This window comes from Pyxidicoccus sp. M6 (assembly GCF_055568925.1).
In genome coordinates, this window is the sequence record NZ_CM145714.1 from 6000912 (window position 1) to 6023327 (window position 22416).

At 69.3% G+C, this 22416-nt stretch carries 21 protein-coding genes; 12 read left to right on the top strand and 9 right to left on the bottom strand.

Features of this window, described 5'->3' with window-relative positions; all coding sequences use genetic code 11:
* Positions 1-4 precede the first annotated feature (4 nt).
* The 8 genes from ACVTJA_RS24005 (at position 5) to ACVTJA_RS24040 (ending at position 6206) form a co-directional block, all read left to right on the top strand.
* The gene (locus tag ACVTJA_RS24005) at positions 5-802 is read left to right on the top strand and encodes an SDR family NAD(P)-dependent oxidoreductase (protein ID WP_465839460.1); all 798 of its coding nucleotides are present in this window, start codon (positions 5-7) and stop codon (positions 800-802) included.
* Positions 803-835: 33 nt separating this feature from the next.
* Positions 836-2131, top strand: a complete 1296-nt coding sequence (locus ACVTJA_RS24010) for a beta-ketoacyl-[acyl-carrier-protein] synthase family protein (protein WP_465839462.1) — start codon at positions 836-838, stop codon at positions 2129-2131.
* Positions 2128-3372 carry a beta-ketoacyl-[acyl-carrier-protein] synthase family protein gene (locus tag ACVTJA_RS24015; RefSeq protein WP_465839463.1) on the top strand — a complete coding sequence of 415 codons (1245 nt, stop codon included), beginning with the start codon at positions 2128-2130 and terminating at the stop codon, positions 3370-3372. Before ACVTJA_RS24010 ends, ACVTJA_RS24015 begins: the two co-directional genes overlap by 4 nt.
* A gap of 48 nt (positions 3373-3420) precedes the next feature.
* Complete coding sequence (locus ACVTJA_RS24020) at positions 3421-3666, top strand: acyl carrier protein (protein WP_465839465.1); 246 nt, start codon at positions 3421-3423, stop codon at positions 3664-3666.
* Positions 3667-3720: 54 nt separating this feature from the next.
* Complete coding sequence (locus ACVTJA_RS24025) at positions 3721-4092, top strand: holo-ACP synthase (protein WP_465839466.1); 372 nt, start codon at positions 3721-3723, stop codon at positions 4090-4092.
* A 66-nt stretch (positions 4093-4158) separates the two neighbouring features.
* Positions 4159-4440: a hypothetical protein gene (locus ACVTJA_RS24030; protein WP_465839467.1), complete on the top strand. Its 282-nt coding sequence runs from the start codon at positions 4159-4161 to the stop codon at positions 4438-4440.
* Between the two features lie 61 nt (positions 4441-4501).
* Positions 4502-5653 (top strand): alpha/beta hydrolase family protein, encoded by a 1152-nt coding sequence (locus tag ACVTJA_RS24035; RefSeq protein ID WP_465839469.1) that lies wholly within the window; start codon positions 4502-4504, stop codon positions 5651-5653.
* Positions 5654-5690: 37 nt separating this feature from the next.
* Entirely contained in the window at positions 5691-6206 is a 516-nt protein-coding gene (locus tag ACVTJA_RS24040; protein ID WP_465839471.1) for a hypothetical protein, read from the top strand.
* Positions 6207-6346: 140 nt separating this feature from the next.
* Here the strand turns inward: ACVTJA_RS24040 and ACVTJA_RS24045 are convergent, their stop codons facing one another.
* Complete coding sequence (locus ACVTJA_RS24045) at positions 6347-7225, bottom strand: zinc metalloprotease (protein ID WP_465839473.1); 879 nt, start codon at positions 7223-7225, stop codon at positions 6347-6349.
* A gap of 146 nt (positions 7226-7371) precedes the next feature.
* Positions 7372-8898 carry a hypothetical protein gene (locus ACVTJA_RS24050; RefSeq protein ID WP_465839474.1) on the bottom strand — a complete coding sequence of 509 codons (1527 nt, stop codon included), beginning with the start codon at positions 8896-8898 and terminating at the stop codon, positions 7372-7374.
* 168 nt (positions 8899-9066) lie between these two features.
* On the opposite strand from ACVTJA_RS24050, the gene ACVTJA_RS24055 reads away from it, so the two are divergent.
* The gene (locus ACVTJA_RS24055; protein WP_465839476.1) at positions 9067-10527 is read left to right on the top strand and encodes a fibronectin type III domain-containing protein; all 1461 of its coding nucleotides are present in this window, start codon (positions 9067-9069) and stop codon (positions 10525-10527) included.
* Positions 10528-10573: 46 nt separating this feature from the next.
* Here ACVTJA_RS24055 and ACVTJA_RS24060 read toward each other — a convergent pair whose 3' ends face one another.
* Together ACVTJA_RS24060 and ACVTJA_RS24065 are read right to left on the bottom strand one after the other, a co-directional pair.
* The gene (locus ACVTJA_RS24060) at positions 10574-11227 is read right to left on the bottom strand and encodes a hypothetical protein (RefSeq protein ID WP_465839478.1); all 654 of its coding nucleotides are present in this window, start codon (positions 11225-11227) and stop codon (positions 10574-10576) included.
* Between the two features lie 84 nt (positions 11228-11311).
* Positions 11312-11896 (bottom strand): hypothetical protein, encoded by a 585-nt coding sequence (locus ACVTJA_RS24065; protein ID WP_465839479.1) that lies wholly within the window; start codon positions 11894-11896, stop codon positions 11312-11314.
* A 496-nt stretch (positions 11897-12392) separates the two neighbouring features.
* Between ACVTJA_RS24065 and ACVTJA_RS24070 the strand changes: the two genes are divergently transcribed.
* Positions 12393-15530, top strand: coding sequence for a protein kinase domain-containing protein (locus tag ACVTJA_RS24070; RefSeq protein WP_465839481.1), 3138 nt, complete (start codon positions 12393-12395; stop codon positions 15528-15530).
* Between the two features lie 11 nt (positions 15531-15541).
* On the opposite strand, the gene ACVTJA_RS24075 is transcribed toward ACVTJA_RS24070, so the two are convergent.
* Positions 15542-16741: an ADYC domain-containing protein gene (locus ACVTJA_RS24075; protein ID WP_465839483.1), complete on the bottom strand. Its 1200-nt coding sequence runs from the start codon at positions 16739-16741 to the stop codon at positions 15542-15544.
* Positions 16742-17099: 358 nt separating this feature from the next.
* On the opposite strand from ACVTJA_RS24075, the gene ACVTJA_RS24080 reads away from it, so the two are divergent.
* Positions 17100-18482 carry a sigma 54-interacting transcriptional regulator gene (locus ACVTJA_RS24080; RefSeq protein WP_465839484.1) on the top strand — a complete coding sequence of 461 codons (1383 nt, stop codon included), beginning with the start codon at positions 17100-17102 and terminating at the stop codon, positions 18480-18482.
* Between the two features lie 76 nt (positions 18483-18558).
* On the opposite strand, the gene ACVTJA_RS24085 is transcribed toward ACVTJA_RS24080, so the two are convergent.
* Both ACVTJA_RS24085 and ACVTJA_RS24090 read right to left on the bottom strand, forming a co-directional pair.
* Positions 18559-19323 (bottom strand): GNAT family N-acetyltransferase, encoded by a 765-nt coding sequence (locus ACVTJA_RS24085; RefSeq protein ID WP_465839486.1) that lies wholly within the window; start codon positions 19321-19323, stop codon positions 18559-18561.
* A 75-nt stretch (positions 19324-19398) separates the two neighbouring features.
* Positions 19399-20592: an LbetaH domain-containing protein gene (locus ACVTJA_RS24090; protein ID WP_465839488.1), complete on the bottom strand. Its 1194-nt coding sequence runs from the start codon at positions 20590-20592 to the stop codon at positions 19399-19401.
* Positions 20593-20704: 112 nt separating this feature from the next.
* Here ACVTJA_RS24090 and ACVTJA_RS24095 point away from each other — a divergent pair, with 112 nt between their 5' ends.
* Complete coding sequence (locus ACVTJA_RS24095) at positions 20705-21508, top strand: cyclase family protein (RefSeq protein WP_465839489.1); 804 nt, start codon at positions 20705-20707, stop codon at positions 21506-21508.
* Positions 21509-21622: 114 nt separating this feature from the next.
* Here the strand turns inward: ACVTJA_RS24095 and ACVTJA_RS24100 are convergent, their stop codons facing one another.
* Both ACVTJA_RS24100 and ACVTJA_RS24105 read right to left on the bottom strand, forming a co-directional pair.
* Positions 21623-21916 carry a hypothetical protein gene (locus ACVTJA_RS24100; RefSeq protein ID WP_465839491.1) on the bottom strand — a complete coding sequence of 98 codons (294 nt, stop codon included), beginning with the start codon at positions 21914-21916 and terminating at the stop codon, positions 21623-21625.
* Positions 21917-22113: 197 nt separating this feature from the next.
* The gene (locus ACVTJA_RS24105) at positions 22114-22371 is read right to left on the bottom strand and encodes a hypothetical protein (RefSeq protein ID WP_465839493.1); all 258 of its coding nucleotides are present in this window, start codon (positions 22369-22371) and stop codon (positions 22114-22116) included.
* Between the last annotated feature and the right edge of the window lie 45 nt (positions 22372-22416).

Genomic DNA, 22416 nt, shown 5'->3' on the forward strand with positions numbered 1-22416 from the left:
CACCATGAATGCAACGACGGACATGACGAAGGACACGCCGAAGGTCGCGCTCATCACCGGCGCGGGACGGGGCATCGGACGCGCGGCGGCTCTGCGGCTGGCGCGGGACGGGTACAGCGTGGGGCTCCTGGCGCGCTCCCGGGAGCAGCTGGAGGAGACGGCGGCCGCGGTGCGCGAGGCGGGAAGCCGGGTGGCCATCGCCGTCTGCGACGTGCGCTCCGCGGACGCGGTGCGGGAGGCGGTGCACGCTGTCGTCTCCGAGCTGGGACCGGTGCGGGTGCTGGTCAACAACGCGGGACGCGGCGGTGGCGGCGTCACCGCGAAGATGGAGGACAGCCTCTGGCGCGAGGTGTTGGAGACCAACCTCGACAGCGTCTTCTACGTCACCAAGGCAGTGCTCAACGAGAACACCGGCGAGGCGCTGGAGTCCATCATCAGTATCGCCTCCACCGGCGGGAAGCAGGGCGTCATCTACGCGGCGGCGTACAGCGCCTCCAAGCACGGGGTGATTGGCTTCACCAAGTCGCTGGCCCTGGAGCTGGCGCCGCGGGGCATCACCGTCAACGCGGTGTGTCCGGGCTTCGTGGAGACGGAGCTCGCGAGCCACGCGCGGCGCGGCTACGCGCAGCTGTGGGGCGTGGATGAAGAGGGTGCCCGCAAGCGCATCGAGCAGCGCGTGCCCATGGGCCGCTACATCCAGCCGGACGAGGTCGCGGAGATGGTCGCGTACCTGGCGTCCCCGAGCGCGCGAGGCATCACCGGCCAGGCCCTCAACATCTGCGGCGGCCTCGGAAACTACTAACCCCCTCAGCGAAGAGATGAGCAGGAGTCGCGATTGAAAGTCAGGGACATCAAGCAGAGACGGCGGGTCGTCGTCACGGGTATCGGAATCGTGGCCCCCAACGGGATTGGCAAGCAGGCCTTCTGGGCCAGTGCGATGGCGGGGCGCTCCGGCGTCCATCCCGTGGAGGCGTTCCCCACCCAGGGATTCAAGAGTCGCATCGCCGGTCAGGTGCTGGACTTCGAGCCGCTGGCGCGGGGATTGAGCGCGGAGCAGGCGCGGCGGTTGGACAGGTACATCCAGTTCGCGCTGGTGGCGGCCCAGGAGGCGGTGAAGGACGCCGGGCTGGAAGGCGCGCGGGTGGACGGCGAGCGCATGGGCGTGTGCGTGGGCAACGCCATCTGCGGCACGCCGCTCATGGAGCGGGACTTCCTGACGTTGACGGAGCGGGGGACGCGGCCCATCGCTCCGGAGAAGGTCCGCGACACGCTGTACCAGGCGGCCACGTTCAACGTCGCTTCGGCGGAGGTGGCCAGCCGCTACGGTGCCCACGGGCCCTGCGGCGCGCTCACCACGGGCTGCACCGGCGGGCTGGATGCCATTGGCTTCGCGCTGGACTGCATCCGGCACGGCGAGGCGGACGTGATGATCTGCGGGGCGGCGGAGGCCCCCATCACTCCGGTGGCCATGGCGGCCTTCGACGTCATCGGCGCCCTGTCCAAGCGGAACGACGAGCCCCAGCGAGCCTCGCGGCCGTACGACGCGAATCGCGACGGCTTCGTGCTGGGCGAGGGCGCGGGCATCCTCATCCTCGAGGAGCGCTCCCATGCGCTGCGGCGCGGGGCGCCCATCCTGGCGGAGGTGCGGGGCTTCGGCTCCTGCAACAACGCCTTCCACATGACGGACCTGCCTCCGGATGGCGCGGCGCTCGCGCGCTCCATGCGGCTGGCCCTGGAGGACGCGCGGCTGCCGGGGACGGCGGTGGACTATGTCAGCGCCCACGGCAGCTCCACCGCGCAGAACGACGCCAACGAGACGGCGGCCCTCAAGAGCGTGCTGGGCGAGCACGCGTACCGGGTGCCCATCAGCTCGCTGAAGTCCATGGTGGGCCACCCGCTGGCCGCGGCCAACGCGCTGGAGGCGGTGTCCTCGGTGCTCACGCTCACGCGGGGCGAGATACCCCCCACCATCAACTACGAGACGCCGGACCCGAAGTGCGACCTGGACTACGTGCCGAACGAGGGACGCCACCAGCGGGTGAACGTGGTGCTCAAGGGCGCCAGCGGCTTCAGCGGGATTCACAGCGCGATGGTGCTCACACGCCCGGACTACGAGGGAGGTCTGTCATGAGTCGTCGAGTGGTGGTGACGGGAATCGGGTTCATCGCTCCGGGTGGCATCGGCCGCCAGGCCGTCTGGGACAACGTGCGCGCGCGGAAGGGCGCCATCCGAAGCGTCACCCGGTTCGACCCCACGGGCTTCCCATGCACGCTCGCTGGCGAGGTGGATGGGTTCAACCCCACCGACTTCATGCCCATGCGGCTGGCGCGCAAGCTGGACCCGTACACGCAATACGCCGTGGCGGCGTCACAGCTCGCGCTGGACGACGGGCGGCTGTCGCTGGAGTCGGTGGACCGCGAGCGCATGGGCGTCTTCGTGGGCAACAGCTTCGGTGGCTGGGACTTCACGGACCGCGAGCTGCGCAAGCTCCACACGCAAGGCGTCAAGGAGGTGAGCCCCTTCCAGGCAACGTCCTGGTTCCCCGCCGCGCCGCAGGGGCAGATCTCCATCCACTTCGGGCTGCGCGGGTTCAGCAAGACGGTGTGCGCCGAGCGGGCCAGCGGGCACCTTGGCATCGCGCTCGCGGCGCGGAGCATCGCCAGCGGGCACTGCGACGTGAGCCTCGCGGGTGGCGCGGAGGCCCCCATCACGCCCTTCGCGTACCTGGCCTGCGGCACCGAGGGCGTCCTCGTGGGCCCGGACACGCCAGCGGACGGAGCCTACGCCCCGTTCGACGCGAGGCGGCGGGGCCTTGTGCCGGCGGAGGGTGCGGCCTTCCTGCTGCTGGAGGAGCTGACGCACGCGCTGGAGCGTCAGGCCCCCATCTACGCGGAGGTGCGGGGCTTCGGGCTCACGAATGACGCGTGCCATCCCGCGCTCCTCCCGTCGGAGGAACGCCACCTGTCGGTGGCGATGCGCAAGGCGCTGGAGGACGCGGACCTGCCGCCCGGTGCCGTCTCGTACGTCCTCGCGGACGGGCTGGCCACGCAGGAGGGCGACCGGCAGGAGGCGGCGGCCCTGCGAAAGGTGTTCGGCGGCTCCCACCGGCGCGTGCCCGTCACCGTGCCGAGGACCATGACGGGGCATCTCTACGGGGCAGCGGGTGCCCTGGATGCCGGGCTGGCGGCGCTGTCCATCCAGCACGGCGAGGTGCCGCCCACGGCGGGTATCGGCACGGTGGATGCGTCGCTGGACGTCTCGCTCGTCACGGAGGCTCTGCCCATGCAGCGCGTGGAGCACGTGATGCTCAACGGCCGCGGGTCCGGCGGGCTCAACGCGTCTCTCATCATCAGCCGCGTCGCCAGGGCCTGAAGCCCGGGCGCGGTCCCCACTCATCAAGGACACGGAGGAACAGAAGCAATGGATGCCATGGTGGACAACGAGAAGAAGGTGCGCGAGGTGCTCGCCAGACTGCTGGGGCGCAATGAGGCGGAGTTCGAGCCCGGCGCCTCGCTGAAGGACGACTTCGACGTGGACTCCACGGAGATGGTGGAGATCGTCTGCACGATGGAGAAGGCCTTCGCGCGCCCGCTCGGCGAGGGCGCGGAGAAGAAGATCCACACCGTGCGGGACATCTACGCGCTGGTGGGCGTGGACGCGGGCTGAGGACGGCCACTCCCGGCGGGGGCGCTGTGCACCCGCCGGGGGAGGGGGACGGGAATGATTATCGGCGTGGGAATGGACCTGTGTGGGATTGAGCGGATGGCCGGGCTCCTCGTGCGCAACGAGGGCCGGTTCGAGGACCGCGTCTTCACCGAGGCGGAGCGGGCCTACTGCAAGGCGAGGGGACGGCCCGCCCAGCACTTCGCGGCGCGCTTCGCGGCGAAGGAGGCGCTGCTCAAGGCGCTGGGGGCTCCGGACGGATTGTCCTGGCACGAGCTGGAAGTGCGTCACACGCCCGACGGACGGCCCGAGATGCTCCTGCGAGGCGCGGCGAGGGACGTGGCGGGGAGGCTCGGCGTCCAGCGCCTCCACCTGACCCTGACACACAGCGAGGGTGTCGCGGTGGCCACCGTCATCGCCGAGGGCTGACGCGCGCGGCCGGCATCACGAGGAGCCGGGCGCTCCACCTTCTCGAAGCTGACGGGATGACACACCTTGAGACCACCCGACACCATTCTTCCCACACAGACCACGAACGAAAAGGCCCGGGGCATCCGCATCATCGCGAGCTCGCTGTTCCGCGAGCTCGTCGCCCACGGGTACTCGCAGTCCCACATCATCAGCCTGACCACCGAGCTCATCGAGCTGCTCATGACGTCGATGCGCAGCGGCGGGATTTCGCCGCTGGAGCGCGAGGTGGTCCCGGGCCACGAGGAGGGCGCCGCCGGTCAGGACGTCACGAACCCGACGCGCGCACTCCTATCCAACAACTCCTGACCCGAGGCGCCTGGCCAACGCTGGTGCCCAGGCGCGCGGAGTCCACACCCCAGAGAGAGACATGAAGGCGACAAGCGTGAGGAAGCAGGCGGAGCGGGCGCAGCGACTGGAGGTCGGGCAGAAGCTCTCGACCAGGACCTATGAGACGTGCGAGCTGTTCTTCTCGCGCATCGGGCTGTGCGGTCTGGACTGGGGCGACATCGTTCAGACCCTGAGCGGCCTGCGAAAGAAGAACACCTTCGAGGACTGGGACGACTGGCATGCGCGCTGGGCCGCCACCGGGCGCCGCTACGAGGAGCGCGGGCTCGAGGCCGCCGAGAAGGGCCACCGCGTCACGGCGCGGCAGTGGCTGAAGCAGGCCGCGGGCGCGTACCACATCGCGGAGTTCATGTACTTCGACAACCCCGAGGCCAAGGCCCACTCGCGCCGGCAGGTGACGCGCATCTTCGAGCGCAACATCGAGAACCTGGGGCACCCCGTCCATCGGCTCTCCATCCCCTACGAGGGCCTGTCACTGCCCGGGTATTACATGCCCGCGCCCGGCCCGGGGCCTTCGCCCTGCGTCGTCCTGATGAACGGGCTCGACTCGGCCAAGGAGGTGGAGCTGTACGCCTTCGCGCGCGAGTTCCTGGCCCGGGGCTTGTCGGCCGTCATCTTCGACGGGCCGGGGCAGGGCGTGCTCGCCGAGCGCCACCCCATGGTCCCTGCCTTCGAGCGCGTCTTCGAGAGTGTCCTGGCCACGGTGCTCCAGCTCGACGGCGTGGACAAGGACCGCATCGGCCTCTTCGGCGTGAGCTATGGCGGCTTCCTGGTCTCCCGCTCGGCGGCCTGGTTCCAGAAGGAGGTCAAGGCCGTGGTCAACCTCTCGGGCGGGTTCGACCATGACAACTACCGGGACATCAACGTCATGGTGCGCAAGGACTTCCGGCACGTGTTCGGCCAGCCGGATGATGAATCGATGGCACGACTGGCCATCGAGGAGCTCAATCTGCGCTCGGCGCCACGGATGACGGCGCCGCTGCTCATGGTGCACGGCGAGAACGACGGCATCATCCCGTACGAGTCCTGTCAGCGGCTCCTCGACTGGGCCCGGGGGGAGAAGGAGCTCATCCTCTACCCGCGCGAGCGACACGTGTGCACCAATTACTTCAACGACTTCATCCCGCGCATGTCGGACTGGCTGGCCACGGCCCTCATCGCTCCGCGTCGTTGAGATGCCCGCCGCTTCGAGCAGGAGGAGTGAGTTGCCCATGAGTGCGCCACGCAAGACCCCCTGGCTGACGCGGGTGCATGGCATCGCCGGCACGCTGGCGCTCGCGTTGATCTCCACGTTCATGGTGTCGACGCTCGTCGTCGAGCTGCTGGGCGACACCGCGGACATCGTGGCGCTCAAGCGGTTCATCGCCTACGCGCTCACGCTGGTCATCGCCTCCATGGCCACGGCGGGGGCCACTGGCTTCCGGCTCTCGCGCCACCGGGGCGGGCGGGTTGTCGAGGGAAAGAAGCGGCGGATGCGGTACGTGGCGATGAATGGCCTGCTGGTGCTCATGCCCTCCGCCATCACCCTGTACCAGCTTGCTCGCGAGGGCCGGTTCGGCACGCTGTTCGTCACCGTTCAGGTCATCGAGCTCGTGGCTGGAGCCACCAACATCTTCCTGCTGTCCCGGATGATGCGTGATGGTTTCCGGCTGACCGGGCGCTTCAAGCCCCGCCGGGCGAAGACGGCCGAGCCGCTTCCACCGGCAGCGGGGGAGTCGCACCCGTAGTTGATTCATTCGAGCAATGCCTGAACAGCATTGCCCCGGATGAGTGGCATTGGGAGAGCGCACGCCAAGAACAACGGGCCCCCCACCTGCGTGGGAGGCCCGTCGCTCACTTCCGGGACATGCGTTGTCTCAGACGGGGACTACTTGCCCGCGCGGTACGTGGTCCACATGCTGTTCATGCGGCTGACCTGGCCGGCGCTGAACGTGTTCATGCAGGAGTCGTAGGTGTAGTCCATGAAGTTGGTGATGGGGTCCAGGCCGGCGCTGGTGCAGGTGTCGCGGCCGGAGGGGCAGCCGTAGGCCGCGGAGCCCTCGAAAGGCGTGTCATCCACGCTGTCGCCCGGGCTGGTGCAGCCGCCCTGGAACGTGTGGTACAGGCCCATCCAGTGACCGACCTCGTGGGTGCCCGTGTCGCCCTCGTTGTAGTTGGTCGCAGTGCCGCCGGGCAGCGAGGTCTGGAGGACCACCACGCCGTCCATGTTCGGGCTGCTGGCGTAACTCCACGGGAAGGTCGCCCAGCCGAGCAGACCCCGGCCCATGTTGTTGGTGTAGAAGTTGAGCGCGGACGCGGTGCCCTTGTGCAGCGCGCTCTTCATCTTCGTCTCACAACCACCGCCGGCGCAGGTGTACCAGGTGCCGTTGTTCGTGTAGTCCACCCCGGCCAGGGTGAAGCTGACGCCAGCCGACTGGTAGGCCTGGTTCAAAACGCTGATCTGGTTGTTGATCTGCGTGGTCGTCACGCCACCACCGCCGTTCGAGTCACGGATGACGTGGACATAGACGGGGATGGAGATGGCCATGGCCTGCACGTTGCCGCCCATCGCCTGCACCGCGCGGGCTGCCTCGTAGCGGGCCTCGATGGCCGCCACCTCGTCCTCGGTGAACTCCTGCGCACCGCAGTTGCGGCCATCCACCACGGCGGCCTGGGTGTCCTGCTGCTCCGTGTCGTCCACGGGACCGCAGCCGGTCATCGCGGCAATCGCACCCAGGGCCACAACCGTCTTTCCAGCAATACGCATGTGACTCCAATTTTCAGGACTGATGGCGGAAAATTCCGCTAATTGCTGACCCCGGCTGTTGCGGTTCGGTCACATGGTTTCTTCACGCTGGGAACGGAAGCACCAGGCCCGTCCCCAGGAGGGGGAGGGTCAAACCCGCCCCGCCGTCAGAATGCCAGCCAGCGTGCGGAGGAGACCTTGTCGCCGAAGCTCCAGTCGTTGAGGTTGACCTGATGGATGGTGCCGTCGCCGACGAGGTCCTTGGTGCTGCCGCCTTGGTTGGAGTCGCTGTACAGCCGCACGCGCCAGCCGGGAGGGATGCACCAGCGGACGGCGGAGGCCTTGTCGTTGAAGGCGTCGATGTTGTGGAAGCTGGCCCAGTTCTTCAGGCCCCGGTCCGCGTAGTCGTAGATGAAGCCGCGGTCGCTGAAGTTGGAGTCGTCGTAGAAGTCGACCCAGGCGTGGTTGATGTCGCCGCCGCACCGGGCGTCCGCCCAGATGTTGCGGAACTCCACCATCTTCACCGAGCCGGCGGGCCCGTCATCGGCATGCTCGGTGGCATAGAGGAGGAGGTTGCGGTCGGCGTCGACGAAGACGCCGGCTGCCGCGTCGAGGTTGCACTGCCGCGAGCCGTCGTTGCTGCAGTACAGGTGCTTGGATGCGACGTGCTCGATGCGCATGTGCGCGTCGATGTTCACCCGGTAGAGGTGGGCGTAGTCGTCGCTGACGGCGCCCCACCGCAGCCCGCCCAGCCGCGTGGCCACCAGGTAGAGCTGTGAGTCATTGCAGTCGGTGACGAGGTTGAGGTTCTGGAAGGGGCCCCACTCGCCGGAAGCCAGCTCCCAGTCGTACCACTGGTCCACGCGCGCCCAGTCGTTGTCGGGGGAGCGGATGTTCGTCTCCGTGGAGAAGAAGACCTCGAGCGACGTCGCGTCGTACTGCCCGAGCAGCAGCACGTAGTGCCCGTTGGACAGCTTGGAGATGGACGCGGTCCCCGCATTGTTCGAGTTGCCGCTGACGACGGCGAAGGGGCTTGGGTTGAGCGTGAAGTTGTAGTCGTAGAGCGCGATGCGCCCGAGCCCGGGGCCTTCCTCCATGGGGAGGGCGACGACGTTGCCCACGGCCTGCATGCCGCCGCCGTGCTTGTAGCCGTCGAGCACCGGCAACGCCGTCACCGCGCGGTCATCCGCGAGCGGGGCGGTGTCCTCGGGCTGGGCGATGCTGGTGGACAGCCGGTTGGAGCGGAAGCGCAGCCCGTCGCCGTTGCGCGTGCCCATGGAGATGAGATGGCCCACGTTGCCGCCGGCGCGGTCATCCCGCTTGGAGAGGACGAAGTAGCGGCCGTAGTCGAGCGGCAGGCGCTGGATGCCTTCCCAGTGATTGCTGCTCGGGTAGGCGACGTTGAAGTCATACGGCCCCGGGTTGAAGCCGAGCACCTCGCCGTGGTCCCGGATTTCGTTGAAGCGGGCGGGCACGTCCGGGACGCAGAGGTTGCAGTCCATGCTGCCCGGAGCGCAGGACGTGTATCCGCCGAGCGTGACGAGCGGAGAGGAGCGGGTGGTGGTGGCGGAGTCGCTCGGGTCGCCACCGGGCCCGGCACCGTCCGGTCCACAGCCGATGAGGCCGACGAGTGACAGGAGTCCGGTCAGCGCCAGGGCCGGCGCACGCGATGACGTGTGTTGTAGCTGAAACATGATTTTCCCCCTGGGAAGTGCTGCTGGTGCGGATACGGAAGCGGGGTCGAGAGTTGGTTGCTCGCCGGCAACCACTTTTCGGTGCGCTGATATGCGCGGGGCCGCTTGTCGTTCCGACGACATATGACCAGAACCTCTCGTTTGGGCAGTGGTGTCGTGGCCGCAGGAATGCTGTTTCTCTCCGCCGCACCTGTGTACGCCGCGGGTGCGGAGGTGGAGGGCCTCCATCAAGAGGAGGCGCGGGAGAAGTCCGGCATCCGGGGGCGTCGCTTCTCCATCTATCTGAATGGCTCCGAGCGGGTGGAGGTTCCCGAGGATTTGTCCGCGGTCTCCATCTATGCGTGGGTACGGACCCCTGGCGGCTTCACGCGCGTCGAGGGGCAGGGGACCGCGCACGGCACCTTCACCGTTCCGGGCGTACCCCGGGGCGCCACGTACACGCTCTGGGTGGGCGACTTCTACGTCGTGGGCTCCGAGCGCGAGCTGGACTTGAGCCGGGAGTACCTCGGTCGTCCGGACGTGATTGCGCCGGCCGAGCCCACGGCGCTCACCTTCGACGTGGACCACCTGGCGCCTTGGGGAGCGGGTGACAGCTTCCAGCTCTTCTCCGCGGGCTCCGCCACCGCGCTGTTCGACATGCAGTACTCCTTCGACCCCGGGGCTCCTTCGGAAGGAGACACCCGTCTGGCGGGAGCATCGGTGGACTTCTCCGCCGAGTTCTTCGGGACGCTCATCGACGGGACGCGGGGAGACCGCGCCTTCGTGACGCGACTGTCGGCGAAGGTGGCGGGGGCGAAGTCCTATCAGGCGGTGACGCAGGTCTTCCGGCCCGGGCCCTTCACGATGGTGAATGGCCAGGAGACGTCCATCCAAGGCAGCTTCGAGGACGTGCCCCAGCGGGAGCTGCTCGCCTACGACTACCGGGCGGCGAGCTTTGACATCCACCGAAGCGACGTCCACCCCCGGGCCGTGCCCTCGGCGACCATCCCGCCCTCGCTCACGGTGAGCGTCGCGCCCTACACGGCGAAGCACGGGTACTACGCGAGCGCAATCCCAGACGTCCTGGTGACGCCGCTGGAGGAGGGCGTCCCGGCCCCCATGCCCTACGGCAACCCGTTCCCGCGAGACTGGCCGCTCGTGATCAACTACTCGCGCTACGACACCGTTTCGTTCTCGCTCAACGGGACGCGGCCGTGGACCACTTCGGGCATCCTTGGGACGACCGTGGAGCTGTCCGGGTCCGCGTACCAGCACATCGAGCCCATGATGAGCCCGGTGCGAGACATCCGGGTGGACGGCGTCTCCGCCGACGATGACCAGGTGCTCGGCTCGCTGACGCCGACCGTGAGCTGGTCCCGGCCCGCGGTGGGCCGCCCTGGCGATTACACGGTGACGTTCTTCCGGGTGGTCGAGGACGGCACGCGCACGATGACCCAGGGCAACGTCAGCTTCCGGACCACCGGGCGCGAGTTGACGGTGCCTCCGGGCGTCCTCGTCTCGGGAGCGAACTACGTGGTGCGCATCCGCGCCCTGCGCGAGGGCAACGTGGACCTGGGCAGGTATCTCTTCCGCCAGGACTTCCCCAACGCCTACGCGTACGCCTTCACGGGCATCCTGCGCGCCCCGTAAGTGGAGCCCTCGGGAGGCGGAGTGTGCCTCCCGAGGTGCGCGGGCCTCAGTTGCGCGCGCACTCGTCGAAGAGGACGCGAACCTTCAGGGGCGCGGCGGGGTCCTCCGCGTCGTCGAGCACGGCCGTGCGTCCGCAGGGCACGTCGTAGATGTGCTCCACGAAGCGGGGAAACTGGTCCTTCGCGGCGGCGAAGCTGGGGAACTCCAGCGTGGCCATGCAGGAGTGGCTGCGGCAGTCCACGTCGAGCAGGTTCCCGCGCCGGTCCGCCGGCAGGCTCGCCAGGAGCGTGCCCATGCTGGCCTCCAGCGACTTGCGCGCGGGGTCCGCCCACGCGGCGTCCATGCGCTCCTGCTGGTACGCGTCCACCTTCATCTCGAACATCTCCATGCCGGCCTCACGGCGCTGCACCAGTTCCTCTTGAGTGGGGGGCATGGGCGGGGGCGGGATGTTGATGCGAGCCGCCTCCTCGGAGCCGAGCCGCTGGGAGAGCTGCTCCACCTGCTGCTCCAACTGGCGCAGGCGCGCGGCATCCGCGGAGGCGCCTGGCGCGACCGGGACGGACGGCGCGGGCACCGGCTCGGGCGCGGGCGCGGAAGTGGCGGTGGGGCCTGACGTCAGGCCGAGACTCCAGGCGATGCCAGCGACGAGGGTGGTGGTGGTGATGGCGGCCAGCCAGGGGCTCTTCAGCGAGAGAGACATGGTTCCTCCAGGGGGAAACAGCCCGGAGCGCGGGGCACGCGGCCCCACGCTCCGGGAGTCAACGCGAGCGGGTGGGGCGGCGGCCTAGTAGGTCGAGTAGCCGTAGACGACGCTGTTGCCCAGCGGCCCCTGATGGGGAATCTGGATCTGGAGGAAGGAGTAGTCGCCCTGCCAGGCCTCCTTCAGCTTGTTGACCTGCGCCGCGTCCAGCGCGACCTGGTACGGGCCCGTGAAGGTGACGTCAGTGGAAATCGGGCGGAGCACCTTGGGCGTCGAGCAGGAGGAGCCCGTGCCTTCCCTGAACACGTAGCAGACGGTCGCCTGGGCGTTGTAGTAGTCGCTGGTGCCGTTGTGCCCGTCGTAGCCGCTCACGTAGATGGTGGCGACGGCGGGCCGCCAGCTCACGTTGGACGTGGTGGCGCCGGGGGCGCCGGAGTTGTCGTCGATGATGGGGCAGCGGATGTTGCGCGCGCGCGGGCTGAGGCCGGCGCTCTGGTTGGCGATGCCGAGCGACCAGACGTAGTCGCCGGCGTAGTCGCTCTCGTAGGTGCAGCCAGCGGTGGGGTAGGCCCGGTACGCGCTCGCGGTGCCCGGGAGGATGGCCAGCACGGCGGGGACGGCGACGGACAGACCGATGGCGGCGCGCTTCAGCAGCGAGAGAGTGCTCATCTTTTCTTCCTCTTGGTTGGGTGGACTGCCTGGGATGGCGCCCCATCCGGTGGGCCCGGTGGTGTTCGCCATCTGCGGGGACCCTGAGCAAGCCTCATGCCCGCGCGCCTACCTCGCGAGCAGCGGCCTCCGCGGAGACTTCGCCCGGACGAATTCTCCTCTGGGAGCGGGCCCAAGGCCGGCCAGTCCGGCCCCTGTGCCGAGCGCGCTGCCCCCCGCGACACCGCACGGGTGGCACACGTGGCACATGTGCCATGTGCCGTCGTGAGCGATGTCCGGTACCTCGCGGCCGTGTCGCCCGTGAAGACCCGGCTCACTGGACCGCCGGGGCGGGGCCCGGGCAGCATGGAGTGGGGGAACCCCAGGAGACCGCGCGCCCATGTCAGCTTCCGAAAAGGAAAGACTGGCTCTCGACCCGACGCTTCCGCCGGAAGGCCTCGACGCCCCTCGGCCTTCTCCCATTGGCGCGCACGAGGCGCGGTCTGGGGAGACGCTGGTGTCCGTGCTCCCCCCGGGCTCGGACGAGGTGTTCCCGGTCGGCGACTGGGAGCGCTACGAGTTCATCGAGCCGCTGGGACGCGGCGGCATGGGCGAGGTCTTCAAGGCGCGTGACCGGCGCCTGGGCCGCGTCGTCGCGCTCAAGTTCATCCGTGGGGCGCATCCGGACCGGGTCATGCGTCTGCTGCGCGAGGCCCGCGCGCAGGCGCGCATCGACCACCCGAACATCTGCAAGGTCTACGAGGTCGGCGAGGTTGGCGCGAAGGCCTACATCGCCATGCAGCTCGTCGGCGGACAGCGGGTCGACCAGGCCTCAATGTCCGTGCCCGAAAAAGTACGGGTGATGAAGGAGGTCACCGAGGCCATCCACGAGGCGCACCGGCTCGGCGTCATCCACCGCGACCTCAAGCCCGCCAACATCCTGGTCTCCAGCAGCGAGGACGGGCGGTGGCTCCCGGTGGTGCTGGACTTCGGCCTGGCGTACGAGGTGGACCAGGGGCACGGCCTCACCGAGTCGGGCGCGGTGATGGGGACGCCCGCGTACATGGCGCCGGAGCAGGCCCGCGGTGATGTGCGGAGCATCGACCGCCGGACGGATGTGTACAGCCTGGGCGCCACGCTCTACGAGTTGCTGACCGGCGTGCCGCCGTTCGTCGACTCGACGCTCATGGGCACGCTGGCGAAGGTGCTCGACGAAGAGCCGCTGCCTCCGCGCACGCGCGTGCCCCAGCTCGCGAGCGACCTGGAGACCCTCGTCCTCAAGTGTCTGAGCAAGGAGCCGGACCTGCGCTATCCGTCCGCGCGGGCGCTGGCCGAGGACCTGGGCCGCTATCTCGACGGCGAGCCCATCCTCGGGCAGCGCCCGAGCCTGCTACACCGGCTGAAGCGGGGGGCCCGCAGGCACCGGGCCCTGGTGGCCGTCTCGGCGCTGTCGCTGGTGAGCATCCTCGTCCTCTCCGCCCTCGGCGTGCGCTCCTGGCTGGAAGCACGGCACACGCGGGAGCAGTCCGCGGGACGCGCGCGGCTGGCCGAGCAACTGGGCCAGCAGGTCAAGGAGCTGGAGTACTTCCTCCGCGTGGCCCATGGGTTGCCGCCGCACGACACGACCCGTGAGCAGCAGCACGTCCACGCGCTCATGGAGAAGATGGCGGCGCGGGAGCACTCGCTCGGGGATGCGGGTGAGGGGCTCGTGCAGTACGCCCTGGGACGCGGCCACCTGGCGATGCTCGACTTCGAGAAGGCGCACGAGGCGCTGACGAAGGCGCGGGAGCTGGGCATCGACACGCCCGAGCTGCACCTGGCCCGGGGCCGCGTGCTGGGCGAGCTGTACCACCGGGCCATGGAGGACGCGCGGCGCAGCGGCGGCGCGGAGTGGCTGGCCGGGCGGCAGCGGGAGTTGGAGAAGCAGTACCTGGAGCCGGCGCTCCAGTCGCTCGAGCGCAGCCGGGGGCTCGCGCTGGAGTCACCCCGCTATCTCGAAGGGCTCATCGCCTTCTACCGTCGGGATTACGACGCGGCGGCTCGGGCAGCGGCGGAGGCCACCGCTGAAGCCCCGTGGGAGTACGAGGCGCTGAAGCTCGCCGGGGACGTCGAATACACGCGGGCGATGGAGCTGCTGGAGCGAGGCGAGTACGACGCGGCGCGCGCGCGACTCCAGGAGGCAGTGCGCCAGTACGAGCAGGCGGCCGAGTCCGGGAGGAGTGACGCGAGGATTCAGGAGGCGCTCGCGGAGGCGTGGCTGCAACAGTCGGAGCTGGACCAGCGGCAGGGAAGGCCTCCCCAGGAGGCACTGCGGCGCGCGCTGGAGGCCGGGGGCAGGGCGATGAAGGTGGCTCCGCTGCGCGCGTCTGGATACACCCGGCAGGCGCAGGTCCTGTTGAAGCGCTACTACCTGAACCGGTTCCAGGGCGGCAGCGAGGACCCGGCGCCCATCCTCGCCGAGTGGCTCGCCATGGCGGCTCGCGCGGTGGAGCTGGATTCGAGCGACGTGTATGCCTACGACTCGCTGGGCAATGGCCACTTCCAGCGTGGCTTCCAGGAGGCCAGGGAGGGGAGGGACCCAGGGCCCGCATGGGACGAGGCCATCTCCGCGCTGACGAAGGCGCTCGCGCTCCAGCCTCGCTATCCCTGGGGACTCAATGACCTGGCGCTGGTCTATCGCTGGAGGGGCAACCACCAGCGCGAGCACGGACAGGACCCGCGCGGTGCCTTCGCGGAAGCGGAGCGCTATTTCCGCCAGGCGATACAGGTGGACCCTCGCTACCTCTACGCCTTCGAGAACCTGGGCGACCTGTACGACGACCAGGCGACCTACGAGCTGGCTCACGGACGCGATCCGGAGGCCGGAATCCAGAAGGCACTCCAGGTGGGCCAGCAGGCCCTCTCCATCGATGGGCGCTTCTACCTGGTGCTGAATCAGGTGGCTGCCGCGGAGCTGACGCGCGCGCAGTACCTTCTCGACAGTGGGGGAGAGCCGCGCCCCGCGCTGGAGCGTGCGTTCCAACACCTGGAGCACTCGCTGGGTATCAATGCCACGTTCGGGAGGACGTACCTGTACCGCGCCCGCGGCCATCTCGTGGCGGCGGCCCACGCCCTGCGCGGGGAGCGCAATCCCGACGGTGACCTCCAGGCCGGGCGGAGGGCGCTGGTGGAGGCGCTCCGCAATGATGCGGGGTGTGTGGACTGCCGCGTGATGAGCGCGCGGCTGAGCCTGCTGGAAGCGGCGTGGGTGAAGCGGCGGGGACGGCCGGGCGTGCCGCTGCTCCAGCAGGCGCTCGCCGAGGCACGTCAGGCCGTGGAGCTGTATCCGTACTTCGAGGCCCACCAGGAGCTGGCGCGCGTCTACTGGCGCCTGGCGGAGGAACAGCCCGCCAGCGCCGCGCTCGAGTCCGTCGCGCGAGGCGACGAGCAGGTAGGGCTGGCGCTGAAGCTCGACCCGGCCCTGGCGCAGGCTCACGCCATTCGTGGAGGACTCCTGCTGGCGCGGGCCCGGCTGGAGCGTCAGGCGGCAACACGCATGGAGACGCTTCGTCAGGCCCGCGCCGCGCTCGCGCGGGCCGTCGAGCTCAATCCGTTGCTGCGGAGGGAGTATGAGGAGCCGCTGCGCGAGGTGGAGCAGCGGCTCTCTCGGCCCTGAACGTGGTTGTCTCAGGGGAGGGATTCGGGGCTGGTGGAGAGCCTTCCGAACCCGCTCTGTTCCCATCGGGTCTCCGTGCAGTCGGGCAGCCCGGTGTCGCGCTTCAATCCGGCGATCAGTGACCGGAGCTCGGCGCGGCGAACGTTGGCCACGTTGAGGCACTCCGCGCCCCTGGGGCTCCAGAGCGCTTCGAGGTGGTCCATCCGCTCGGCGTTGATGCCGTACGGGTCCCGTTTGAGGATGTGGGTTCCGGAAACCGTATAGCTATTGAAGTTCCCGAACTGGACGAAGTAGGCCGCGCGCTTGGCGTGCAGGCACGAACGGAAGAGGTAGTCGCTCCACCTGGGGTCCCCGGTCCGGGAGCTCCACGGCGTGTAGCCCCAGGCGAGACAGGTGCTGATGGCGCCCGTTTCGCAACTCAGGGTCGTGACGCCGGGATCATCCGTCACTCCAGCCGTCAGGCCATCCACCTTCTTGCCCCCCAGGAAGGAGATTCTGTTCCCCGTGGCGGAGTCCTCGCAGTGAGCCATCCAAGCGGACTGAATGCTGCCCAGCTTGTACCGGTAGGAGAGGAGATACCGCTGAATCTCCTCCGGCCCCCCGGCGCCCGGCGCGGCATTGAGTTTCATCTCATACAGGTAGACGTCATCGATGACGCTGAGCTGGAACTCGAGCCTCACCTGCTCCAGCCCGGCTCCGGAGACCTCATGCACCTGACCGGCCGTCTCATAGGTGATGACGAGCCGGCTCTGGTCACTTCGGATGCTCTTCATGTTGACGGACTGACGGGTGCCGGAGGCGGGCTCGAGCCAGGCTCGAACAGGGGCATCGCGGACGTAATTGGGGTTGGTCCAATCTCGTACCTGCAATCGAACCCCGCTGGGTGTGTTGATGAAGAGCTCGGGGCAGAATGAGTATGGGAACGAGGGGGAGGCGGCGTGCTCGTCCCTGAAGCAGTAGCTCCTCACCTCGGTGTTGGAGACGTAGATGCCCCTGCCATTCTGGCTGCCGGGATGGCATGAGCCCGTCGGGCAGGCGGCGAAGCTCGTCGGGACGTCGGGCGGCGGCCACGGAGCCTTGCACTTCCCATCGCCGCACCCGGTGGTGGACAGCGGCTCGTCAGCAGGGGACGTGACAGTGCCGGCGTCGGCCGCGACAGTGCCGGCGTCGGCCGAGGCCTCCTTGTCCGGGATGGGCCGAGGCGGCGTCACGTTGGACCCGCACGTCTTGCAGCCGCTCACCCACAGCAACAGTGCCATCAGTCCGAGCCATGAAGGCTGGATGTGCTTCACCTGCGTCATCTCGAGTCCCCCTCGTTGCGATGTGTTCGGGCTGGTTCCTTCCAGCCCCTGGATGGAAACGACTGGCGTCTCGTGCACGAAGTGCCTGCCGCCAGAGCAAGGCATGTACCAGCTTCGCTGCCACGGACTCTGACGCGATGGAGCGCGGGCGCGTCAATCATCTCGCGCACTTCTTCGCGCGTTCCGGGCGGAGCCTCCACGCATGGCACACCCGGTGGCACATGCCGTACCTGCTTCGTGTGCCAGGAGCCGCATAGGATGAAGCCCCATGGAGAAGGACCCATCGACACTGCAGCCGAGCGGAGCGGATGGAGGCGCGAGCGGCTCCGGCGAGGAGAAGGTGCCGGGCCTCCTGCGCCTGTTCTGCGGGGACGCGGCGATGGCGGAGGCGCTGCCCCTGCGGGACGGGGCCCTGGAACTGGGGCGGGGCGCCGCCGCGCTGGGTGAGGTCCAGGACCCGCGCATGTCCCGGCGCCACGCCCGCGTCCACTTCGACGGGCGGCGCTTCTGGGTGACGGACCTCGGCAGTCAGAACGGCACGTTCGTGGAGGGGAAGCAGGTGCCCTCCGGAACGCCGCAAGAGGCGCAGCGGGTCATTCGCATGGGGGACTCGCTGTTCGTCCCCTGCGCGGACGTGGGGCCGCTGGCGCGGCACGGTGTGGTGTTCCGGGATGGCTTCGTGCGCGGCCACGCCATGCAGCGGTTGCTGGCGGAGGTGGCTCGGCTGGCGCAGGTCGGGTCGACGCTGCACATCCATGGGGAGAGCGGTGCGGGCAAGGAGGGCGTGGCGCGAGCCTTCCACCAGAGTGGGCCCCGGAGCGCGGGCCCCTTCGTGGCGGTCAACTGCGCTGCGATTCCTTCAAGCCTCGCCGAGCGGCTGCTGTTCGGCGCGAGGCGCGGCGCGTACTCCGGGGCGGATGCGGATGCCCAGGGCTACATCCAGGCCGCGGACGGCGGCACGCTGTTCCTGGATGAAGTGGTGGAGCTGGACCTGTCCGTCCAGGCGAAGCTGCTGCGGGTGCTGGAGAGCCGGGAGGTCCTTTCCCTGGGCGCCTCGAAGCCGAAGCCGGTGGACCTCCACGTCTGCTCCGCGAGCAACAAGGACCTGCGCGCGCGGGTGGCGGGCGGGCACCTCCGGGAGGACCTCTACTTCCGCCTGGGCCGGCCGGAGGTGATGTTGCCGCCGCTGCGCCAGCGCCCCGAGGAGCTTCCGCTGCTGCTCCAGCAGGAGGTGCGGCAGGTGGCGCCCGGGCTGGGGCTGCACGTGTCGTTGGTGGAGGAGTGCCTGCTGCGGCCCTGGCCAGGGAATGTCCGGGAGCTGCGGGTCGAGGTGCGCAGTGCCGCCCAGGCCGCGCTCCTGGGCGGCGAGGCGCGCGTGAAGGCCCTCCACCTGAGCCCGAGCGCCGGCACCGCGTTCGGGCCCGCGACGTTGCCTCCGGTGCCGATGGAGACGGGGAGAGTCAGGCGAGAAGCATCCTCGCGGGCCCCGCCCCTGGAGGTCGAGGAGCGGGCGCGCATTGAGGAGGCGCTGCGCCAGCACGGCGGCAACGTGGCCGCGGCGGCGCGTGCGCTCGGCATGCATCGCACGCACCTCCGGCGGCTGCTCGCGCGCCATGGCCTCGTCGCGGCTCCTGGGAGCGACGGCGACTGAAGCCCCGGTCGCGAGCTCGGGGCCTTCGATTGACAGGGGCGCCAGCGGTGGGCGCCGACGTTCGTTGAATGCCGGCTCACCCCGGTGGGCGCAGGAGCGCGAGCTTGCGTTCCTGGAACCCGAAGCCGACCGAGGCATAGACAGACGTCGCGGGTCCGTCCGCCACCGCGACGATGACCCACTGCTTTACGCCCCAGTACTCGCGGGCGTGCTCCGCGGCGCGCCACACGAGCGTGCCGCAGATGCCGCGACGCCGGAAGTCGGGGTGCGTCTCCACGTACTGGTAGCGGGCGATGGGGCCCTCGTGGAAGAGGCCCAGGTCCGCCACCAGCCGCCCCTCGAGGAACGCGCCGAACCAGGCACCGCGCCCTGCGTCGGCCATGCGCCGGAATTGCGCCATCTGCCTCGACTTGAAGGCGCGGTAGGGCGCCTCGTCGAAGTGGGGCTCGCGCATGAGCACCTGCTGCTCCAGCGCCTCGGCCCACTCCGCGTCCGTCTTCAGGGGACGGAAGGTGGCCTCGGTGTTGGGGGAGGGCGGCGCATGGACGGCGGAGGTCGCCAGCACCACGTCCTCCGAGAGCTCGAAGCCCGCGTGGGTGAAGGGCGCGAGCGCGGAGGCGGACGGCGCGCCTCCGCTCCAGGCGAACAGCACGTGCTCCACCCGTGGTGGCCGGCCGAGCTCCTCGGCGAAGAGGTTCATCCAGCGGTGGAGGTCTCCGTCTACGGGCGGTGCGTCGAAGATGAGGTAGTTGCCCCAGTAGAAGGTGGGATTCTCCGGCGTGCGCACCACGAGGAACGGGCCGCGGTCAATGACCTGCCCCTCGAAGCGAGGGATGAACAAATCCGTTTCATTTCCGAGGGACGGGCGGGCCATGGCGCGGAGGATAGAGCAAGGGCGGCTCCGGGAAGGCTCGACTCAGCTCCTCACCCGTCTCGGGGGTGGGGCCGAGCTGTCTCCCTCCACCGCCTGGACAGGCCGGAGCGCATCACGCTCCTCGCTGTCCATGTGCTCGAGCGCCTCTGTCACGGCGGCAAGCTCCTCGCGCACGCGCCCCAGACCGCGCTCGAGCTCAGGTGAGCGGCCGGCGCTTCCGACACTCTTGACCTGGACGAGCTGGGCAATCGCCGAGTCCATGCTCCACCGCAGCCGGGTCAGCTCCGCGTCGAGGCGGTCCGCGTTGCGTCCGAGCCGCTCGCGTTGGGCTCGCTGCTCGTCGATGGCGGCGACCGCCTCCTTGAGACTCGCGCGCACCTGCTCATCGGTGGCGGAGTCAATCCGCCCCTCGAGCATGGTGCGCTCGCGCTCGAGCCTGGCCAGCAATTCGGGAGCGACCTCCCGCCGGAGGCCCCGCTCCCGCGCGATGAGGTCGCGGCACCCCTTCCGCAGCTCCGTGAGGGAGCCCGCGTTCGTGCCGAGAAACTCACGGAGTGCCTGAGAGCTTTGGCCAAGCTCTGCCTCGAGCCGATCACAGAGTGCCTCGAGCTCCGCGGCGCGCGGGTCCTCGACGCTGGGTGATGGCGAGGGGGGCGTTTCAATGGCGGCTCGAGGGGATGCGAGGCCCTGGGAAGCGCCCAGCGTGGCCCCTGCTCCGAGGTGCCCTCCCGCGCTCAGCACGGCGTTGCGGCCCACCGTCGCTCCCGCACCGACGCTCGCCGCACGCTGCACGGTGGCGCCCTGCCGCACGGTGGCGCCCCAGCCAATCACCGCCCCGCTCTCGACCGTTGCTTCGCGCTCCACGGTGGCGCCCATTCGAACGATGGCGCCCGTCCGCACCTTCGCGCCCGCGCCAATCGTCGCCCCCATCTCGATGACCGCTCCCGGCTCGACCGTGGCGGAGTCGTGCACCTCGGCGCCGAGCCCGATGCGGGCGTGGCTCGAGCCGGACGCGAGGCCCGCATGCTCGGCGAGCGCCCCTCGCACGATGAAGATGACACCGGAGGCGACCGAGAGCACTCCCGCGGGAATGAAGAGCCAGGGCGTCGCGAGCAGGGCCGCGACACCAAAGGAAGCTCCGCCCAGCAGGAGTCCCTTGCCCACCACTCCGAGCACGGTCTGGGCGCCCACCCCTCGCGGCCGGGAAAGCTCCTGGTTCGGCACCTCCTGCTTCATGAGCGCTCCTCGGTGGGGACCCGGCGGGAGTTCTCTCTCTTTCCCCGCACCGGTGCAAGGAGCAGGGGAGTACCCTCTCTTGGGTCTCGCTCTCCTGACGAGGTGCACCCTCATGAAGACTGGAACCTGGAAGCTCCTGCTGCTCCCGCTGCCATTGTTGCTGGGCGCCTGCGCCACTTCGGGCACTGGCAACCACGAGGCGCAGTCCCCTGATGCATGGCTCTCGCGTGCGCGTGTCATGGAGCTCGGCCATCCCATCACCCCGGACATGCCTCTCTTCCCGGGCGGGACGCGCTTCAATGCCAAGGTGCTGGGCACGGTCGAACGTGACGGGTACTACATCCGCCAGCTCGAGCTCGGCGAGCACGGAGGCACGCATGTGGATGCGCCGGCCCACTTCGCCGCGGGCACGGCTTCCGTGGACCAGCTCCCCGTCGAGGTGCTGAGTGGCCCGGCCGCGGTGGTGGACGTCACCGCGCAGGTGGCAGGCAACCCGGACTACGAGGTGTCCCCCGCGGACATCGAGGCCTGGGAGCGCGCCCACGGCCAGCTCCAGCCGCGGCACCTGGTGCTCATCCGCACGGGCTGGGCCTCGCGCTGGCCCGACGAGCAGCGCTACCGCAATGCGGACGCGGCGGGAGTCATGCACTTCCCCGGGCTCTCCGTGGCCGCCAGCCAGTTGCTGCGCCAGCGCAAGGTGCGAGCCATTGGCATCGACACGCTCTCCACGGACCCGGGTCCCAATGCCACCTTCGAGCAGCACAAGGACTTCCTGCCCGGGGGCGGGTACCACATCGAGAACCTCGCGGACCTCTCCGCGCTGCCACCGGCGGGGGCCTTCCTCGTCGTCTCCCCGCTGTTCGTGAAGGATGGCAGCGGCTCTCCGGCGCGCGTGTTCGCCTTCCTTCCTCAGTAGGGAAGAGCGACTCCTGTAGCCCTGGCGGCCAGCAGGACATCCACGGCGGGCGGTATTCCTCGAGAGGCCGCCCGCCGTGGGGGGCTTCGACCTCGGCTACGGATTACCGCCCTCTCAGGGGCAAATCATCCGGGTTCCCGAGCACCTGCAGGTGGCGGTCATGCAGGCGGTGCCGCTGACCCAGGAACACGTCGCCGTGCCGGTGCCCTTGCAGAAGGTCCAGTTCAGGGCGTCGCAATCCGGTGCGACACAGTTGCAGGTACCATCGGCGCACAACGCGGCCTCCGTGGTGCCCACGGACTCATCGGCCTCCGCGGGGCTCGGGTCTGAAACACCGCCACAGCCGACCAGCAGCCCTCCGAGCAGCAACGACAGGAACGCGGAGCTCTTCATGCGACGCGAGTTCATGGTCATCTCCAAGGTGTGGGTTTGCGCCGGAGCGCGCTGAAGACATACCACGTGAACACACGGAAGCTCAGAGACTCCAGGGAGTCATTCCAGACCCGAGATGTCCCGAATCTCGAAGCGCAGGATGGTTTTCGGGCTCGTGGGGGCGCGACGCCCCGAGCTCGAAGCAGGTCGTGACATGGGGCCTTGGAGGCGCGCTAGGAGCTCGCCGGCGAATACACCAGTGGAATCGGCGGGCCATTCGCGTCCAGCAGCACGTCTTCCGGCAGCGTCCACGTCCCCAGGCGCTTGCCGTTCAACGTGATGTCCACCGCGTTGGGTTGGACGAACATTTCCCAGCCTTTCGGTGACTTCTCCCGGCGGGCGACGAGGATGCCCGGGAGGAGCATCACAAGGATGAGAGCCAGGAAGAGGAAGCCCAAGGTGATGAGACTGCTGGTTGCTGCATCCGCCATGGCTCCCCCTCGACGACAAGCGACCGGATGAGCGAACGCTCAGGC